The organism is Phenylobacterium sp. (genome assembly GCF_036501465.1).
In the GTDB taxonomy this organism is placed as follows: domain Bacteria; phylum Pseudomonadota; class Alphaproteobacteria; order Caulobacterales; family Caulobacteraceae; genus Phenylobacterium.
Genome location: NZ_DASYAF010000055.1, coordinates 30837 through 45333 on the forward strand (window position 1 = coordinate 30837; position 14497 = coordinate 45333).

General features: G+C 70.2%; 16 protein-coding genes and 1 tRNA gene. 8 read left to right on the top strand and 9 right to left on the bottom strand.

Annotated elements, in window-relative coordinates:
- Window positions 1-31: 31 nt before the first annotated feature.
- The 5 genes from VGL85_RS05760 to VGL85_RS05780 form a co-directional block, all read right to left on the bottom strand.
- Window positions 32-1096: a DUF2332 domain-containing protein gene (locus VGL85_RS05760; protein ID WP_331586930.1), complete on the bottom strand. Its 1065-nt coding sequence runs from the start codon at window positions 1094-1096 to the stop codon at window positions 32-34.
- A gap of 50 nt (window positions 1097-1146) precedes the next feature.
- Window positions 1147-1791, bottom strand: a complete 645-nt coding sequence (locus tag VGL85_RS05765; protein WP_331586932.1) for a ribonuclease HII — start codon at window positions 1789-1791, stop codon at window positions 1147-1149.
- 51 nt (window positions 1792-1842) lie between these two features.
- Complete coding sequence (locus VGL85_RS05770) at window positions 1843-2145, bottom strand: hypothetical protein (RefSeq protein ID WP_331586934.1); 303 nt, start codon at window positions 2143-2145, stop codon at window positions 1843-1845.
- Window positions 2142-2738: a DNA-3-methyladenine glycosylase I gene (locus tag VGL85_RS05775; RefSeq protein WP_331586936.1), complete on the bottom strand. Its 597-nt coding sequence runs from the start codon at window positions 2736-2738 to the stop codon at window positions 2142-2144. Before VGL85_RS05775 ends, VGL85_RS05770 begins: the two co-directional genes overlap by 4 nt.
- Window positions 2739-2825: 87 nt before the next feature.
- Window positions 2826-3734, bottom strand: coding sequence for a folate-binding protein (locus VGL85_RS05780; protein WP_331586938.1), 909 nt, complete (start codon window positions 3732-3734; stop codon window positions 2826-2828).
- 61 nt (window positions 3735-3795) lie between these two features.
- On the opposite strand from VGL85_RS05780, the gene VGL85_RS05785 reads away from it, so the two are divergent.
- The 3 genes from VGL85_RS05785 to VGL85_RS05795 all read left to right on the top strand — a co-directional run bounded on the left by VGL85_RS05785 (window position 3796) and on the right by VGL85_RS05795 (window position 8013).
- The gene (locus VGL85_RS05785) at window positions 3796-4791 is read left to right on the top strand and encodes a glycosyltransferase family 9 protein (protein WP_331586940.1); all 996 of its coding nucleotides are present in this window, start codon (window positions 3796-3798) and stop codon (window positions 4789-4791) included.
- A complete protein-coding gene (locus VGL85_RS05790) occupies window positions 4784-6118 on the top strand; it encodes a dihydroorotase (RefSeq protein ID WP_331586942.1) in 1335 nt (444 codons plus the stop codon). The genes VGL85_RS05785 and VGL85_RS05790 overlap by 8 nt, the downstream gene beginning before the upstream one ends.
- Before the next feature lie 80 nt (window positions 6119-6198).
- Window positions 6199-8013, top strand: coding sequence for a M2 family metallopeptidase (locus tag VGL85_RS05795; RefSeq protein WP_331586945.1), 1815 nt, complete (start codon window positions 6199-6201; stop codon window positions 8011-8013).
- A gap of 7 nt (window positions 8014-8020) precedes the next feature.
- Here the strand turns inward: VGL85_RS05795 and VGL85_RS05800 are convergent, their stop codons facing one another.
- Genes VGL85_RS05800 through msrA form a run of 3 tightly spaced genes read right to left on the bottom strand, consistent with a single transcriptional unit; the run spans window position 8021 to window position 9353 of the window.
- Complete coding sequence (locus VGL85_RS05800; protein ID WP_331586947.1) at window positions 8021-8359, bottom strand: MmcQ/YjbR family DNA-binding protein; 339 nt, start codon at window positions 8357-8359, stop codon at window positions 8021-8023.
- A complete protein-coding gene (locus VGL85_RS05805) occupies window positions 8356-8697 on the bottom strand; it encodes an MmcQ/YjbR family DNA-binding protein (RefSeq protein ID WP_331586949.1) in 342 nt (113 codons plus the stop codon). Before VGL85_RS05805 ends, VGL85_RS05800 begins: the two co-directional genes overlap by 4 nt.
- 5 nt (window positions 8698-8702) lie before the next feature.
- Entirely contained in the window at window positions 8703-9353 is a 651-nt protein-coding gene (gene msrA / locus VGL85_RS05810; protein WP_331586951.1) for a peptide-methionine (S)-S-oxide reductase MsrA, read from the bottom strand.
- A gap of 138 nt (window positions 9354-9491) precedes the next feature.
- Here msrA and VGL85_RS05815 point away from each other — a divergent pair, with 138 nt between their 5' ends.
- From VGL85_RS05815 to VGL85_RS05835, 5 genes are all read left to right on the top strand, one after another.
- Complete coding sequence (locus VGL85_RS05815; RefSeq protein ID WP_331586953.1) at window positions 9492-10445, top strand: tetratricopeptide repeat protein; 954 nt, start codon at window positions 9492-9494, stop codon at window positions 10443-10445.
- Window positions 10409-11401: a hypothetical protein gene (locus VGL85_RS05820; RefSeq protein ID WP_331586955.1), complete on the top strand. Its 993-nt coding sequence runs from the start codon at window positions 10409-10411 to the stop codon at window positions 11399-11401. The genes VGL85_RS05815 and VGL85_RS05820 overlap by 37 nt, the downstream gene beginning before the upstream one ends.
- Before the next feature lie 53 nt (window positions 11402-11454).
- Window positions 11455-11544, top strand: a tRNA-Ser gene (locus tag VGL85_RS05825).
- A 139-nt stretch (window positions 11545-11683) separates the two neighbouring features.
- Window positions 11684-12409, top strand: coding sequence for a nuclear transport factor 2 family protein (locus VGL85_RS05830; RefSeq protein WP_331586957.1), 726 nt, complete (start codon window positions 11684-11686; stop codon window positions 12407-12409).
- 84 nt (window positions 12410-12493) lie between these two features.
- The gene (locus VGL85_RS05835) at window positions 12494-14329 is read left to right on the top strand and encodes a CocE/NonD family hydrolase (protein WP_331586959.1); all 1836 of its coding nucleotides are present in this window, start codon (window positions 12494-12496) and stop codon (window positions 14327-14329) included.
- 28 nt (window positions 14330-14357) lie between these two features.
- Here VGL85_RS05835 and VGL85_RS05840 read toward each other — a convergent pair.
- Window positions 14358-14497 (bottom strand): integrase core domain-containing protein (locus tag VGL85_RS05840; protein WP_331585989.1); only part of this gene is annotated, 140 nt, incomplete at its 5' end.

Below are 14497 nucleotides of genomic sequence, written 5' to 3' on the forward strand. Positions count from 1 at the left end.
GTCGCGGGTTAACCCGGGATTTTGGAAGACTTTACGAGTGGTTAGCGCCGAACCAGCGCACCTCGGCGGCGTGCGCGCCGGCGTTCGCCAGCAGCCGGTCCTCGCCGCCGGGCCAGAGCGTCAGGGTCACATCCATCAGGGGCGCGGCGCCGCGAGGCTCCATCCGCAGCCAGGCGACGGGCGCATCCGGCGTGGCCTGCGCGCCGATCTCGGCGATCAGGGCGGCGAGCGCTTCCCGGCTCTCAGCCGGCATGTATTGCCAGAAGACCGAGTGGTACAGGACGCTCGCTGTCCCAGGCTTGGGCGCGACCTTGGCGCGGACCCAGTCGATGGCGTCGGCCCTTTCCACATGGACCTTGTTGGCCAGCGCCACGTCGATGGCCGCGTTGATCCGCACCAGCCGCTCCGTCTGGTCGGCCCAGATGTAGGAGACAAGCCGGCGTCGCTCATCCGGGTCGTGAAGGTCAATGGGACGACGGTCGCAGGCGGCGCGCTCGATCACCGACACGCGCGCCTCCACGGGTGGGGATCCACCCTCCCAGGCGGTGTCGATGCGGACCGCGGCGGCCGGATCGCCCCAAGTCACGTCGCCCATCCGGTAGCGGTAGCGGTCCCACGAAAGGTTGAGCCCGGCGCTGGCGGCGATCTCGAAGCAGCGCAGCGGCAGGCCGGTCGCCTTGGCGATCTCCAGGAAGCCGCCCAAGAGCGCGATGGAGCGGCGCACCTCATTGGTCTGCGGCTCGTGCGCCATGAACCGCGCCAGCCGCTGGCGATGCTCGACCATGGCCACGCGAACCGCGGCCCAGATCGCCGCGGCGTCCAGCGCGTCATAGGCCACAGAGACCGCCGGGTCGTCGCCGGAGAGCGCCAGCTCGCGCCAGGACCCGATCAGCCGCAGCGGCGCGGCCGCGTCGAACTGTGTCCGTAGGTTGGAGTCCGCCCACGGCGCCATCAGCGCCTTCACCGGTCCGCCGGCCAGCCAGTCGGCCGCCGCCCGGTCCAGCAGCTCGCCGTTCAGCGGCGAGCCCATGTTGCGGCAGATGCCGGCCTGCAGGCTCAGCGCCTTCGCCACGGCGGGGATTTCGGGCTCGTCCATGCCGCCATGGCGCGCCAGGCGCCGGGACAGATCAAGATTGATTCAGCCGGTCAATCCTCGAAGCCGAGCGCCGCCTGCTTCAGCGGCTCGCCCGCCAGCACGAGCTTCACCGGGGACCATCCCGTCCGATGGATCGCGCACGGCCCCAGCCGCTGCAGCGCCTCCACATGGACCTCGGCGTGATAGCCCTTGTGGCTGGCGAAGCCGTAGCCGGGATAGAGGCCGTCCATCTCCACCATCAGCCGGTCGCGGGCGACCTTGGCCAGGATCGAGGCCGCGGCGATCGACTTCGACTTGCCGTCGCCGCCCACCACCGTCTTCACCTCGCAGGGCAGGTCGAAGCGGTAGTTGCCGTCCACCAGGGCGAAGGCGGGCGCGAGCGACAACCCTTCCACGGCCCGGCGCATGGCCAGGCCCGCGGCGTGCAGGATGTTGAGCGCGGCGATCTCCTCGACGCTGGCGAAGGCCACGCACCAGGCGAGCGCCTTGCCCTTGATCTCCACCTCCAGCGCCTCGCGGGTCTTGGCGCTGAGCTTCTTGGAATCGTCCAGGCCCTTGGGAATCCGTTTCGGGTTCAGGATCACCGCCGCGGCGCTCACCGGGCCCGCCCAGGGGCCGCGGCCGGCCTCGTCCACGCCGCACACCGGGCCGCCCACGAAGGCTTTCTCGAGCAGGAAGGTCGGGCCCCTGGCCACGCTATTCATTCCCCATGGCTAGTCCGGCCCCAAATCTAGTCCGCCCCATAGCTAGTCCGCGGTGTCCACGGCGACCACCTTTTCGGTGTGCTTGTTGAAGCTCACCCGCACCAGGGCCGGCCCGTCGGTGCGGCCGGCCGGGCGGTAATAGGTCACCACCCAGACCTTGTCGTAGTCGGTGATCTGGGCGCGCCAGTCGGCGTAGGCCTCCATGTGGCGGCGCACCAGTTCGTCGTGCGCCAGCTTCAGCGCCTTGAACTGGTTGATCTCGCCGATGTGCACCGGCCCGACGGAGGTCTGGCAGGCGGCGAGGCCGGCGGCGACGGCCAGCGCGGCGATCAGGCGCGGCCTCATCGGCCCTGCCCCATCGCCTTCACCGGCGCGTGGCGGAAGCAGCAGGTCAGGTGGTCGTTGACCATGCCGACGGCCTGCATCCAGGCGTAGACGATCACCGGGCCCACGAACTTGAAGCCCCTGGCCTTCAGCGCCTTGGAGACCTCGAGCGCCAGCGGCGTCTGGGCCGGCACGTCGGCGATCGCCCCACAGCCGGTCTGGATCGGCTTGCCGTCAACGAAGCCCCAGCAGAACGCGGAGAAGTCCTCGCCGGCGTCGCGCATGGCCAGGTAGATCTTCGCGCTCTCGATCGCCGCGTCGATCTTGGCGTTGGAGCGGATGATGCCGGCGTCGGCCATCAGCCGCGCCCGGTCCTCGGCGCCATAGCGGGCCACCGTCTCCGGATCGAAGTTGTCGAAGGCCGCGCGGAACGCCTCGCGCTTCCTCAGGATGGTGATCCAGGCCAGCCCCGCCTGGAACCCGTCCAGCACCAGCTTTTCCCACAGCGCGCGGCTGTCGTACTCCGGCACGCCCCATTCGGTGTCGTGATAGGCCTCATAGAGCGGGTCGCCGGCCATGCCGCGCCAGCCGCATCGGATCGGGGTGTCTGCCATGCGCCGCACTCTTCTCCGAGCCGACCGATCCGTTCAAGCGGCAGATCGCTCGATGGGCGTCGAAGGCTTCGAACTGACGCAGCGCGCCTAGGCGGCCTCCAGGCCCAGGGCCGCCAGGAACCAGGCGGGGCGCTCCAGGGTGACCGCCCGGCCGTCCACCAAGAGCGCCGCGCCCTCCGCCCGGTCCAGCCGCATCAGGGCCATGGCCCGGCCCGCGCCCACCGAGGTCACCACCCCGGCCCGCAGTTCGCCCGCCAGCACCTCGGCGCCGGGCTCGGGAGCCGGTCCGGAAAACACGATCGGCAGCATGCGGCTCTTCACCTGGCCCCGCCGCTTCATGCGCGAGGTGGTCTCCTGGCCGACGAAACAGCCCTTCCGGAAATCGATGCCGTTCAGCAGGTCGAAGTTGGCCTCGATCGGATAGGCCTTGTCCGATCCCCAGTCCGCCGGCCCCGGCACGCCGAGGCCCAGCTTGGCCGCATCGCGGACCGACTCCTCGGCGATGGCGGCGCCGGGCGGCGGCTCGACCCCGTAGCCCCGCCAGCCCAGGGCCGGCAGTCGCGGGTCTCTCACCCACCCGCTCATTCCCGCGAAGGCGGGAATCCAAGCTGAGTCACCATACGGATCCCGGCCGTCGCCGGGACTCCCGGAAAACAAGACAGACGCCGGCGTCTCATCCGCGGCGATCTCCACCTTGGCCCGCAGGCGATACATGGCCAGCCGCTGGATCATCGCCGCCCGGTGCTCGGCCGCCACGTCCAGCCAGCAGCCGTCCGCTCCTGCCGAATTGGAGCGGGCGACCACGAACAGGTCGTAGAGCAGCCGTCCCTGTGGGGTCAGCAGGGCCCCGAACCGCGCCTCGCCGGGCGCCAGGGTCTCGACGTCCTGGGTGATCAGCCCCTGCAGGAAGTCGCGCCAGTCCGGCCCGCCGATCGCGATCAGGGCGCGGCTCTTCAGCCACGCAAAGGTCATGGATTCGATCCGGGGCTGGCTCATCACGCGTAATTTGGGGCGTCCGGCGTTGGAGCGCCAGCCATACGCGTCCTATAGAGGATCGATGTCGCGCGGCGCGTTCCCGATCCTGTTCATCACTTCCAACCGCATCGGCGACGCGGTGCTGTCCTCGGGCCTGCTCAAGCGGCTGACCGACGAGATCCCCAACGCCCGTTTCACCATCGCCGCCGGCCCGGTGGCCGCGCCGCTGTTCGAGGAGGTCCCGACCCTCGACCGGATCATCACCGTGGAGAAGGCCAGGAACCGCGCTCACTGGTTCGACCTCTGGCGCGAGGTGCGCCGGACCCGCTGGGGCCTGGTGGTCGACCTGCGCGGCTCGGGCCTCTCACGCTTCGTCTCCACCCGGCGCCGGGCGATCTGGCGCAAGGGTTCCGGCCCGCCGGTCCACAAGGTGATCGAGGCGGCCCGGGTGCTGAAGATCGAGGACGACCCGGCCGCGCCCTACATCTTCACCTCCGAGGAGACCGAGGCCCGGGCCGACGAGCTGACCGCCGGCCACGGCCCCATCCTGGCGCTCGCGCCCGCCGCCAACTGGCTGGGCAAGACCTGGCCGCTGGAACGCTTCAGCCGGGTCGCCATGCGCCTGCTGAACGACGGCGGGATGATGCAGGGCGGCCGGCTGATGGTGCTGGGCGGGCCCGAGGACGGCAAGCTCGCCAAGGGCCTGCGCGACGTGGTGCCCCGCCACCAGTTCATCAACCTGACCGAGGACACCGACCTGATCACCGCCTTCGCCTGCCTGAAGCGGGCGCGGCTGTTCATCGGCAACGACTCCGGGACCATGCACCTGGCCGCGGCGGCCGGCGTGCCCACCGTGGGCGTCTTCGGCCCGTCCGACGAACGGCTCTACGGCCCCTGGGGCGAGGCGGTGCGGGTGGCGCGCGGCCCGCGCAGCTATGAGCAGATCCGCGCCGTTGACCCAGGCTTCGGCCAGGCGCTCTGTCACATGATGGACCTGCCGGTCGAGACCGTGGGCGACATTGCCGAGGAACTCTTGGCCGCCACCACGACCCGCTTCGAAACGGAAACCGATGCCTGAGACCTATGACCTGATCGTCCGCGGCGGCGAGGTGATCAACCACGCCGGCCGCGGCCCCGCCGACGTGGGCGTGAAGGACGGCAAGATCGTCGAGATCGGCGACCTCGCCCAGGCCTCGGCCGCGGAGGTGTTCGACGCCAAGGGCCTGACCGTCATGCCCGGCGTCATCGACACCCAGGTCCATTTCCGCGAGCCCGGCCTGGAGTGGAAGGAAGACCTGGAGACCGGCTCGCGCGCCGCCGTTCTGGGCGGGGTCACCGCCGTGTTCGAGATGCCGAACACCGAGCCCACCACCACCGACCCCGACGCGTTGGCCGACAAGCTCGCCCGCGCCAGGGGGCGAATGCACTGCGACCACGCCTTCTACGTCGGCGGCACGCACAACAACGCCCCGTGGCTGGGCGAGCTGGAGCGCCTGCCCGGCTGCTGCGGGATCAAGGTGTTCATGGGCGCCTCGACCGGCAGCCTGCTGGTGCAGGACGACGAGGGGATCGAGCAGGTGCTGCGCCACGTGAACCGGCGCGCGGCCTTCCACTCCGAGGACGAATACCGCCTGGCCGATCGCCGCCCGCTGGCCCGGCAGGGCGACTGGACCAGCCACTACGAGGTGCGCGACGCCCAGACGGCGATCCAGTCGACGGAGCGGCTGGTGCGGATCGCCAAGCGGCTCGGCAAGCGCATCCATGTGCTGCACGTGACCACCGCCCAGGAGGTCGCCTTCCTGGCCGACCACAAGGACGTGGCCAGCGTCGAGTTCACGCCGCAGCACCTGACCCTGGAGGGGCCCGAAGCCTATGAGCGGCTGAAGGGCTACGCCCAGATGAACCCGCCGATCCGCACCGCCGAGCATCGCGCCGCGCTCTGGGCCGCGCTGGCCAACGGCATCCCCGACGTGCTGGGCTCCGACCACGCGCCGCACACCTCCGAAGAAAAGGCCCGGCCCTACCCGGCCTCGCCCTCCGGCATGCCCGGCGTTCAGACGCTCTTGCCCGTGATGCTGACCCACGTGGCCGAGGGCCGCCTCAGCCTGGAGCACCTGGTGGACCTCACCAGCCACGGGGCCAACCGGCTCTTCCAGCTGGCCGACAAGGGCCGGATGGCCGAGGGCTATGACGCCGACCTCACCATCGTCGACCTGAAGGCCCGGCGCACCCTGCGCCACGACATGATGGCCAGCCGCGTGGGCTGGACGCCCTTCGACGGCATGGAGGTCAAGGGCTGGCCCATGGCCACCCTCATCCGCGGCCGGGTGGTGATGCGCGACGACGAGGTTGTCCTGCCACACGCGGGCGAGCCGGTCCGCTTCCAGGAGACGCTGGTCACCTGATCGGCGCCGTTCGGCTGGCCGCGCTTGACGGGGCGGCCGCGCGCGGATCGATTGCGCGCCGAACGATCCGGGGAGCCACCATGAAGCGCCTGTTCCTGTCCGCCGCCGCCATCGCGCTGATCGGCGCCACGGCGCTCGCCGCGCCGGCGGCTCCGAAAAAGGGCGCGCCCACCGCCGCCGAGGCCAAGGCCTTCGTCGCCAAGGCCGAGAAGGACCTGGCCGACGAGAGCGTCTACGGCGCCCACGCCGAATGGGCCTACGAGACCGACATCACCGTCGACACCGGCTTCCTGACCGCCAAGGCCAACGCCGAATCCACGGCGATGCAGACCCGCTACGCCAAGCAGGCCGCCCGCTTCGACCATGTGCAGGTCGACGACGTCACCCGCCGCAAGCTGATGCTGCTGAAGAACGGCCTGGTGCTGCCGGCGCCCGACCGGCCCGGCGCGGCCCAGCAGATGGCCGACATCGAGGCCCACCTGGCCAGCCTCTATTCCACCGGCACGGTGACCATCGACGGCAAGACCCTGCACCTGGAGGACCTGGAGGACGAACTCGCCAAGACCCGCGATCCGGCCAAGGCCAAGGAGATCTGGGAGAAGTGGCGCGAGGTCGCCCCGCTGATGAAGGCCGACTACGTCAAGCTGACCGCGCTCGCCAACGAGGGCTCGCGCGGCATCGGCTACAAGGACACCGGCGCGCTCTGGCGCGCGGGCTACGACATGAGCCCTGACCAGTTCGCCGCCCTGACCGACAAGCTGTGGGGCCAGGTCGAGCCGTTCTACGTCAACCTGCACTGCTATGTGCGCACCCGGCTGAACGCCAAGTACGGCGACGCCGTCCAGCCCAAGACCGGCCCGATCCGCGCCGACCTGCTGGGCAACATGTGGGGCCAGCAGTGGGGCAACATCTATGACGTGGTGGCGCCGGCGAACTCGCCCGGCATGGGCTACGACCTGACCAAACAGCTCGAGGCGCATGGCTACGACGCTGCGAAAATGGTCAAGACCGCGGAGAATTTCTACGTCTCCATGGGCTTTTCGCCCTGGCCCAAGACCTTCTGGGAACGCTCGATGATCACCCGGCCGCGCGACCGCGAGGTGCAGTGCCACGCCTCGGCCTGGGACATCGACAACAAGGACGACATCCGGCTGAAGGCCTGCATCCACGTCAATGCGGACGACTTCTTCACCGTCCACCACGAGCTCGGCCACAACCTCTACCAGCGCGCCTACTCGAGCCAGCCGTTCCTGTTCGAGAACGGCGCCAACGATGGCTTCCACGAGGCGATCGGCGACTTCGCGGGCCTGAACGCCCTGACCCCCGGCTACCTGAAGCAGCTCGGCCTCATCGACACCGTGCCCGGGCCGCAGGCGGACATCCCTTATCTGCTGAAACAGGCCATGGACGGCATCGCCTTCCTGCCCTTCGGCCTGCTGGTCGACAAATGGCGCTGGGAAGTCTTCTCCGGCCAGGTGACGCCGGAGCATTACAACGACGCCTGGTGGGCGCTGGTGAAACAGTACCAGGGCCTGGTCCCGCCGGGGCCGCGGCCGGCCGACGCCTTCGACCCGGGCTCGAAGAACCACATCGCCACTTCGGTGCCCTACGCCCGCTACTTCCTGGCGCGGATCTACGAATACCAGTTCTACCGCGCCGCCTGCCGCCAGGCCGGCTGGAAGGGGCCGCTGAACCGCTGCTCGGTCTATGGCGACAAGGCCGTGGGCGCGAAGTTCGGCAAGATGCTGGCCATGGGCCAGTCGCGGCCGTGGCCCGAAGCGCTGGAGGCCTTCACCGGCGAGAAGGACATCGACGCCACGGCCATCGCCGACTACTTCGCCCCGCTCAACGCCTGGCTGACCGAGCAGAACCGCGGCCAGAAGTGCGGCTGGTGAGGCGGCCCTAGACCAGGCCCAGCTCGGCGCGGGCCTTCCTGGTCAGCTTGCCGGCGATCAGCGAGTGCGCCGTGCGCAGCCAGTCGCGCAGGTCATCGTCGGGCGCGGCGTCCAGCGCCACGTTCACCCAGTGGCCCTTGGCGCAATAGGGCGCCTGGCGGCCCGGGCCGTCCTCGGTCAGCACCACGAAGCCGACGGGGCTCACCTTGAACGAGATCCCGCCCGACAGGCCGCAGATGGCGAACACCTTGCCGCCCACCTTGTAGACGTCCGATCCGCCCCACTGGACGACCTTGGTCACCGCGGGCAGGCCCATGGCGAAGGCCTCGATCTCCTCGCGGGTCACAAGCCGAGCTCGGCGCGCTGCTTCCTGGTCAGCTTTTCGGCCACCAGGCCGTGGGCCGTCTTCAGCCACGCCTTCACCTCGGCCTCATCCAGCGCCGAGAGGTTCTCGAACATCACCCACTTGAACCGCGCGGCATAGGGCGCGGGCTGGGCGCGGCCGGTCTGCGTCAAGGCCTCATAGGCGATGTCGGTCATCTTCATGGAGAAATGGCCGCCCGAAGGGTCGGTGGCGGCGAACATCTTGCCGCCCACCGTGTAGCAGCGGTCGGCGCCCCATTTGATGGAGACCTCCGCGCCGGGCAGCGCCAGCGCCGCCTTCTCGAGCTGCGCTGGCGTCACGCCCCTTAAGCCTCGACGCCCACGCCGATCGGGCAGACCACGCCGGTGCCGCCGATGCCGCAATAGCCGGCCGGGTTCTTGGCCAGGTACTGCTGGTGGTAGTCCTCGGCGAAGTAGAAGGCGCCGGCCGGCGCGATCTCGGTGGTGATCCTGCCGTAGCCCTTGGCGCCCAGCGCATCCTGGTAGGCCAGCTTCGAGGTCTCGGCCTCCGCCGCCTGGGCGTCGTTCTGCGGATAGATTCCCGAGCGGTACTGGGTGCCGACGTCGTTGCCCTGGCGCATGCCCTGGGTCGGGTCGTGGTTCTCCCAGAACACCTTCAGCAGGTCCTTGTAGCTGACGACCTTGGGGTCATAGACCACCAGCACCGCCTCGGTATGGCCGGTGCGGCCGGAGCAGACCTCCTCGTAGGTCGGGTTGGGGGTGATCCCGTTCACATAGCCCACCGCCGTCGTCCAGACGCCAGGGACCTGCCAGAACACCCGCTCCACGCCCCAGAAACAGCCCATGGCGAAGACCGCGGTCTCCAGGCCCTCCGGATAGGGGCCCTTCAGCGGATGGCCGTTCACGAAGTGGGTCGTGGCGGTGGGGATCGGATGGGCGCGGCCCGGCAGGGCCTCGGCGTCCGTGGGCATTTCGAGGGTCTTGCGTCCGAACATGGGGCCTCCTGGCGCTAGGTCCGCAAGATAGTCATCCGCGCCTGGGTTTGCACGTTCCGCAAAGGGAAGCTTCCGCGCGTGACGCTAGGTCAATTCCGTGTCAGTGTTCTCGGCGAACCTCGTTAGGGAGAAGCGTCCATGAAACGCGTGTTGAGCGCCGCTGTGGTCGGCGCGAGCCTGACGGTGCTGGCCGGAGGCATCGCATTCGCGAGCGGGGGCGGCGGCGGCGGCACGCCGGCGGGCGGCGGTGGGAACATGCCCAGCGCCTCCAGCCCGAGCTACGATCCGTCGATCGAATACGCCAAGGCGATCGCGGCCCTGAAGGCCAACAACTACAAGGACGCCGCCCGCGCCGCGGGCCACGTGACCGACGTCGTGCCGAAGAACCCGGACGGCTGGCATGTGCTGGGCGTCGCCACCGCCGGGGCCAATGACTGGAAGGGCTCGCGCCGGGCCTACGAGAAGATGGTCAAGCTGGCCCCCGACGACGCCACGGCGCACGCCGGCCTGGGCCTGGCGCTCGCCAACCTGAAGGACAAGAAGGCCCAGGCGGAGGACGACTGGCTGAAGGCCAAGGCCCAGGCCTGTGGCGATAGCTGCCCCGACGCCGCGCGGTTGAAGGAATTCACCAGCACGGTCGAGGCGGCCATGAACCCGGCGGCCGGCGCGCCCAAGCCCAGCGCCATGCTGGACCGCTCGCTGCTGTTCGGCGGGGCCAAGGCGGGCGACGCGGCCTACGAACTGGCGGTCGGCCTGATCAACGACCGGCGCTACGACGAGGCGCTGGCCGCGCTCGGCAAGGCCCAGGCGACCTTCGGGCCGCACCCGGACATCCTGACCTACGAAGGCTACACCTGGCGCAAGAAGGGCGATTACGCCCGCGCCGAGGCCTACTACCAGCAGGCGCTGGCCATCGCCCCCAACCACATCGGCGCCACCGAGTACTATGGCGAGCTGAAGGTGGCGAAGGGCGACATCGCCGGCGCCCGGGTCATGCTGGCCAAGCTGGACAGGATCTGCGCCTTCGGCTGCGCCGACGCTGAGGAGCTGCGCCGTTGGATCGACGCCGGCGGCGACCCGCAGAAGCACTAGCGGCCCTCGGCCTCGCGAGCCTGGTCCTCACCGCGGGCGCGACCGCGCTCGCGGCGCTGGGCGACGCGCCCCTGCGCGCCATGTTGTGGGTGGCGCCCGGCGCCGACCCGGCCCGCGCCCTGGGCTCGGTCCCGACGGAATGCCTGAAGCGCCCCGCCGACCCGGCCCTGGCGGCCCGGATCGAGGTCGGGCGCGCGGCCTTCCGCACCCAGGTCCTGCTGGGCGGCCAGGCGGCGCGCGCCGGGATCAACTGCGAGACCTGCCACCGCGACGGCCGCGCCAACCCGGACTTCCACTTCCCGGGCCTCTCCGGCCCGCCGGGTACCGCCGACGTCACCAACTCGCTGTTCTCGACCCATCGCGACAACGGCATCGACGATCCCAAGCCGATCCCCGACCTTTCGGGGGCCAAGGCCAGGCTGAAGGTTGACCAGGATCTCGCCCAGCGGAAGCTGGAGCCCTTCATCCACGGCCTCATCACCGAGGAGTTCGACGGGCCGGAGCCGACCCCGGCCGTGCTCGACGGCCTGGCGGCCTATGTCCGCGCGCTCCGTCCCGAAGCCTGCCCGGCCCAAGCGCGCGAGCCGTTCACGGTGGCGCTGCTGATGGCCGACGCGCGGCGCGCGCTGCAGGCCGGGCAGGAGCGCATCCGCGCCGGCGACGACGCCTCGGCGGTGCTGATGGTGGCCAGCGCCCGAAGCCGCCTGGGGCTGATCGACGAACGCTTCGCCGCCCCCGCCCTGGCCGCGCCGCGCGCCAGCCTGCGCGCCGCCGACCGCCGGCTGGAGGCGATCCAGGCCGTGCTGCACGACCATGGACCCGACGCCGAACGGCAGATCGCCGCCTGGCTCGCGGCCTCGCCCCGGCTGGAAGCCGAACTCGCCGCGCGCCAAGGGCTCTCGCTGTTCGATCCGGCCCGGCTGGCGCAGGCGGCCAAGCGCCGCTTGCCCGGCTAGTCCCCCTCTCGTATATGACGCGCCTTCCGACGGGGCGCGCCCCGAGCGGGCCTGGTGAGGTGGCCGAGTGGCTGAAGGCGCACGCTTGGAAAGCGTGTTTACGGGAAACCGTAACGAGGGTTCGAATCCCTCTCTCACCGCCAGCCCCGCCGGCGAAATCGGCGCTGAAATCCCGCATTGCGACCAACCCCGCCGCCCGTGCGACGAGTGGACTTGATCCATCGCCGCGGACTGGGGCCTCCTCATCGGCGCCTAGGACGCCCCGCGGCGACGGGAGGACAGATGAAATCGATCTGCATGGTTGCGGCCCTGATGGCCCCCCTTGTGGCCCTGGCGACGCCGGCCGTCGCCGACGATCGCACCCTGCTCACCGGCATCGAGCAGCAGCTCGTCGACGCGATCACCGACGGCAAGCCGCAGGTGTGGGTGCGCTATCTCGACCCCGCGGTGATCTATGCCGAGGAGGACGGGACCTACAAAGGCAAGGCCGAGATGGTGAAGGAGGTCCGTCCCCTGCCCAAGGGTCTCGGCGGCGAGATCAAGATCGAGCTTCTGTCCTATCACCAGGACGGCGACACGGCCGTCGCCCTGTTCCGCCAGCATGAGGTCGAGCGCTATTACGGCCAGACCATCCACGCGAGCTATCTGACCAACACGGTCTGGAAGAAGCGCCCGGCCGGGTGGCGGCAGATCGAGGGTCAGGTGATCGCCGAGCGGACCGACCCGCCGTCGATCGCCCTGCCCGCGGGCGACCTCCAGAAGTTCGCCGGGACCTACAAGCTGCGGGACTCCGAGCCGGCCTACACCCTGAAGGTCGTCGGCGGAAAGCTGATGGGCGAGCGGACCGGCCGGCCGGCGTCGGAATGGAATGCCGAGACGCGCGACGTGTTCTTCATCAAGGGCGATCCGCGCATCCGCAAGATCTTCCTCTATGACGCAAGCGGCAAGGTCACCGGCTTCATCGAACGGCGCGAGACCTGGGACATCGTCTGGGACAAGACGGGCTAGACAAGCTCGCGAACCTTGGGGCCTGATGCGTGGCGCCAGGGGGATACGGCGTAAATGATCAAGATAGCAGCCCGGTGGGCATCGGTGGCGGTCGCGCTTGCGGGCGCGTCGCTGACGTTGGGCGCGGGCCAGGCGGCGGCCGCGACGCGCGGCGAGGTGCTCGCCGGGTTCACGGTGAAGGGCCAGCCGATCCCGTGCGTGGCGCAGGCGGACGGCGTGCGCGTCTGCCATGGCGACGGGAAAGGCCCAAAGGGAGACGACTTCCGCCTGAAGACTTTCGACGGCATGCCGCTGGCGCTGGTCGTCACCCTGCCGCCGGCGCCCTCATCCGGACCCGATGGCGACTATCCCCTGGTGATCCAGAGCCACGGCTGGGGCGACCCTCCGACCGGGCCGGACGACGGGCAGTATGGCGGCCCCACCGCACGCCAGTGGGCGAAGGAGGGCTACGCGGTCGTGCAGCTGGCGGCGCGCGGCTGGGGCGACTCCTGCGGCAGCATCAACTCGCGGCTGCTCGATCTGCCGGGCTGCCTGAACGGCTACGTTCGCCGGGCCGACTTCCGCTATGAGATCCGCGACGCCCAGTACGTGGCCGGGCTCCTGGTCGACGAGGGGATCGCCGACGGGGGCCGCATCGGCGCCCAGGGCGAATCCTATGGCGCCGGCACGTCGCTCGCCCTGGCGACCCTGAACGACCGGGTGATGAACGCCGATGGGAGCTTGAGCCCCTGGACGAGCCCCAAGGGGACGCCGCTTCACATCGCCGCCGCCGCGCCCTTCGCCGGCTGGAGCGACGACACGGCCCTGGCCCCGAACGGGCATTGGCTGGACACCCAGACCACCGCGACGAACCGCGCCTCGCCGGTGGGGGTGCAGAAGATGTCGATCGGTCGAGGGCTGTTCACGGTCGGCATGCAGGGCGCCTTCTACGCGCCGCCCGGCGGCGACCCCGACATGATGCTGGAGTTCGCGCTCGCCACCGCCGGCGAGCCGTACGATCGGCCGCAGGTCCGGGCCATGCTCAAGGCCGGCGCCCAATTCCACTCGTCCTACGACCTCTTGGCGGGAACCTTCGGGACGGCCCGGCGGGCGCCCGCGCCGCTGTTCCTCGTCAACGGCTTCACCGACGACGTGTTCTGGGCCGACGAGGTGCTGGTCTACTACAACCTGCTGCGTTCGCTCTACCCGTCCGCGCCGGTCGAGGTGCTGTTCGGCGACATCGGTCACCAGCGCGCGCAGAGCAAGCCGGCCGACCTGATGCTGGCGGGCGGCCGCATCCACGCGTTCCTGGCCTACTACCTCAAGGGGGCCGGGCCACAGCCTGCGACGGACGTGACCGCGCTCACCCAGACCTGCCCGAAGAGCGCCCCGTCCGGCGGTCCCTACACCGCGGCGACCTGGGCGGCCCTTCACCCCGGCGTTGTCAGCTTCAGCGCCAAGCCGACCCAGACGATCCTGTCCGCCGGCGGCGATCCCAAGGTGTCCAAGGCGTTCGACCCGGTGTCCGGGGGCCTGTCCTGCACGACCGCGCCCGCGGCCGACGAGGGGCGCGGCGTCGCCACCTACCGGCTGCCGACCCCCACCGGATCGGGCTACACCCTGCTCGGATCGCCGACGGTGACCGCCGACCTGAAGGTCACCGGCGAGTTCGCCTACATTGCCGGGCGATTGGTCGACATCGATCCTGTGACCAACACCAAGACGCTGGTCGCGCGCGGCGCCTACCGGATCGATCCGAAGGCGCCGAACGGTCGCCAGACCTTCCAGCTCTCCGCGAACGGCTGGCATTTCGCGCCCGGCCACTTCGCTCAGCTCGAGTTGCTGGGCCGGGACGCACCCTTCCTGCGCCCCTCCAACGGGGTGTTCTCGATCGCGGTCTCGAACCTGGAGCTAAAACTGCCCATCCACGAGGCCCGATGACGGACGGGGCGGCGCGCGGGGCCGCGACCTAGCTGTCGTTTCCAAGAAGGTTGTTCACACGCTGCCAGGGTGTGAGGCCTGCGATGCCGGAGTGTGGGCGATCGAGGTTGTAGGCGTCGGTCCAGGCTGCGACGGCCTGGGTTCGTTCGGCCGAGGAGCGGTAGGGCC

Excerpts from the sequence above, each read along its gene's own strand:
- VGL85_RS05760 (WP_331586930.1), bottom strand. The coding sequence starts at position 1,096 with ATGGACGAGCCCGAAATCCCCGCCGTGGCGAAGGCGCTGAGCCTGCAG.
- VGL85_RS05770 (WP_331586934.1), bottom strand. The coding sequence starts at position 2,145 with ATGAGGCCGCGCCTGATCGCCGCGCTGGCCGTCGCCGCCGGCCTCGCC.
- VGL85_RS05775 (WP_331586936.1), bottom strand. The coding sequence starts at position 2,738 with ATGGCAGACACCCCGATCCGATGCGGCTGGCGCGGCATGGCCGGCGAC.
- VGL85_RS05780 (WP_331586938.1), bottom strand. The coding sequence starts at position 3,734 with ATGAGCCAGCCCCGGATCGAATCCATGACCTTTGCGTGGCTGAAGAGC.
- VGL85_RS05785 (WP_331586940.1), top strand. The coding sequence starts at position 3,796 with ATGTCGCGCGGCGCGTTCCCGATCCTGTTCATCACTTCCAACCGCATC.
- VGL85_RS05790 (WP_331586942.1), top strand. The coding sequence starts at position 4,784 with ATGCCTGAGACCTATGACCTGATCGTCCGCGGCGGCGAGGTGATCAAC.
- VGL85_RS05795 (WP_331586945.1), top strand. The coding sequence starts at position 6,199 with ATGAAGCGCCTGTTCCTGTCCGCCGCCGCCATCGCGCTGATCGGCGCC.
- msrA (WP_331586951.1), bottom strand. The coding sequence starts at position 9,353 with ATGTTCGGACGCAAGACCCTCGAAATGCCCACGGACGCCGAGGCCCTG.
- VGL85_RS05815 (WP_331586953.1), top strand. The coding sequence starts at position 9,492 with ATGAAACGCGTGTTGAGCGCCGCTGTGGTCGGCGCGAGCCTGACGGTG.
- VGL85_RS05830 (WP_331586957.1), top strand. The coding sequence starts at position 11,684 with ATGAAATCGATCTGCATGGTTGCGGCCCTGATGGCCCCCCTTGTGGCC.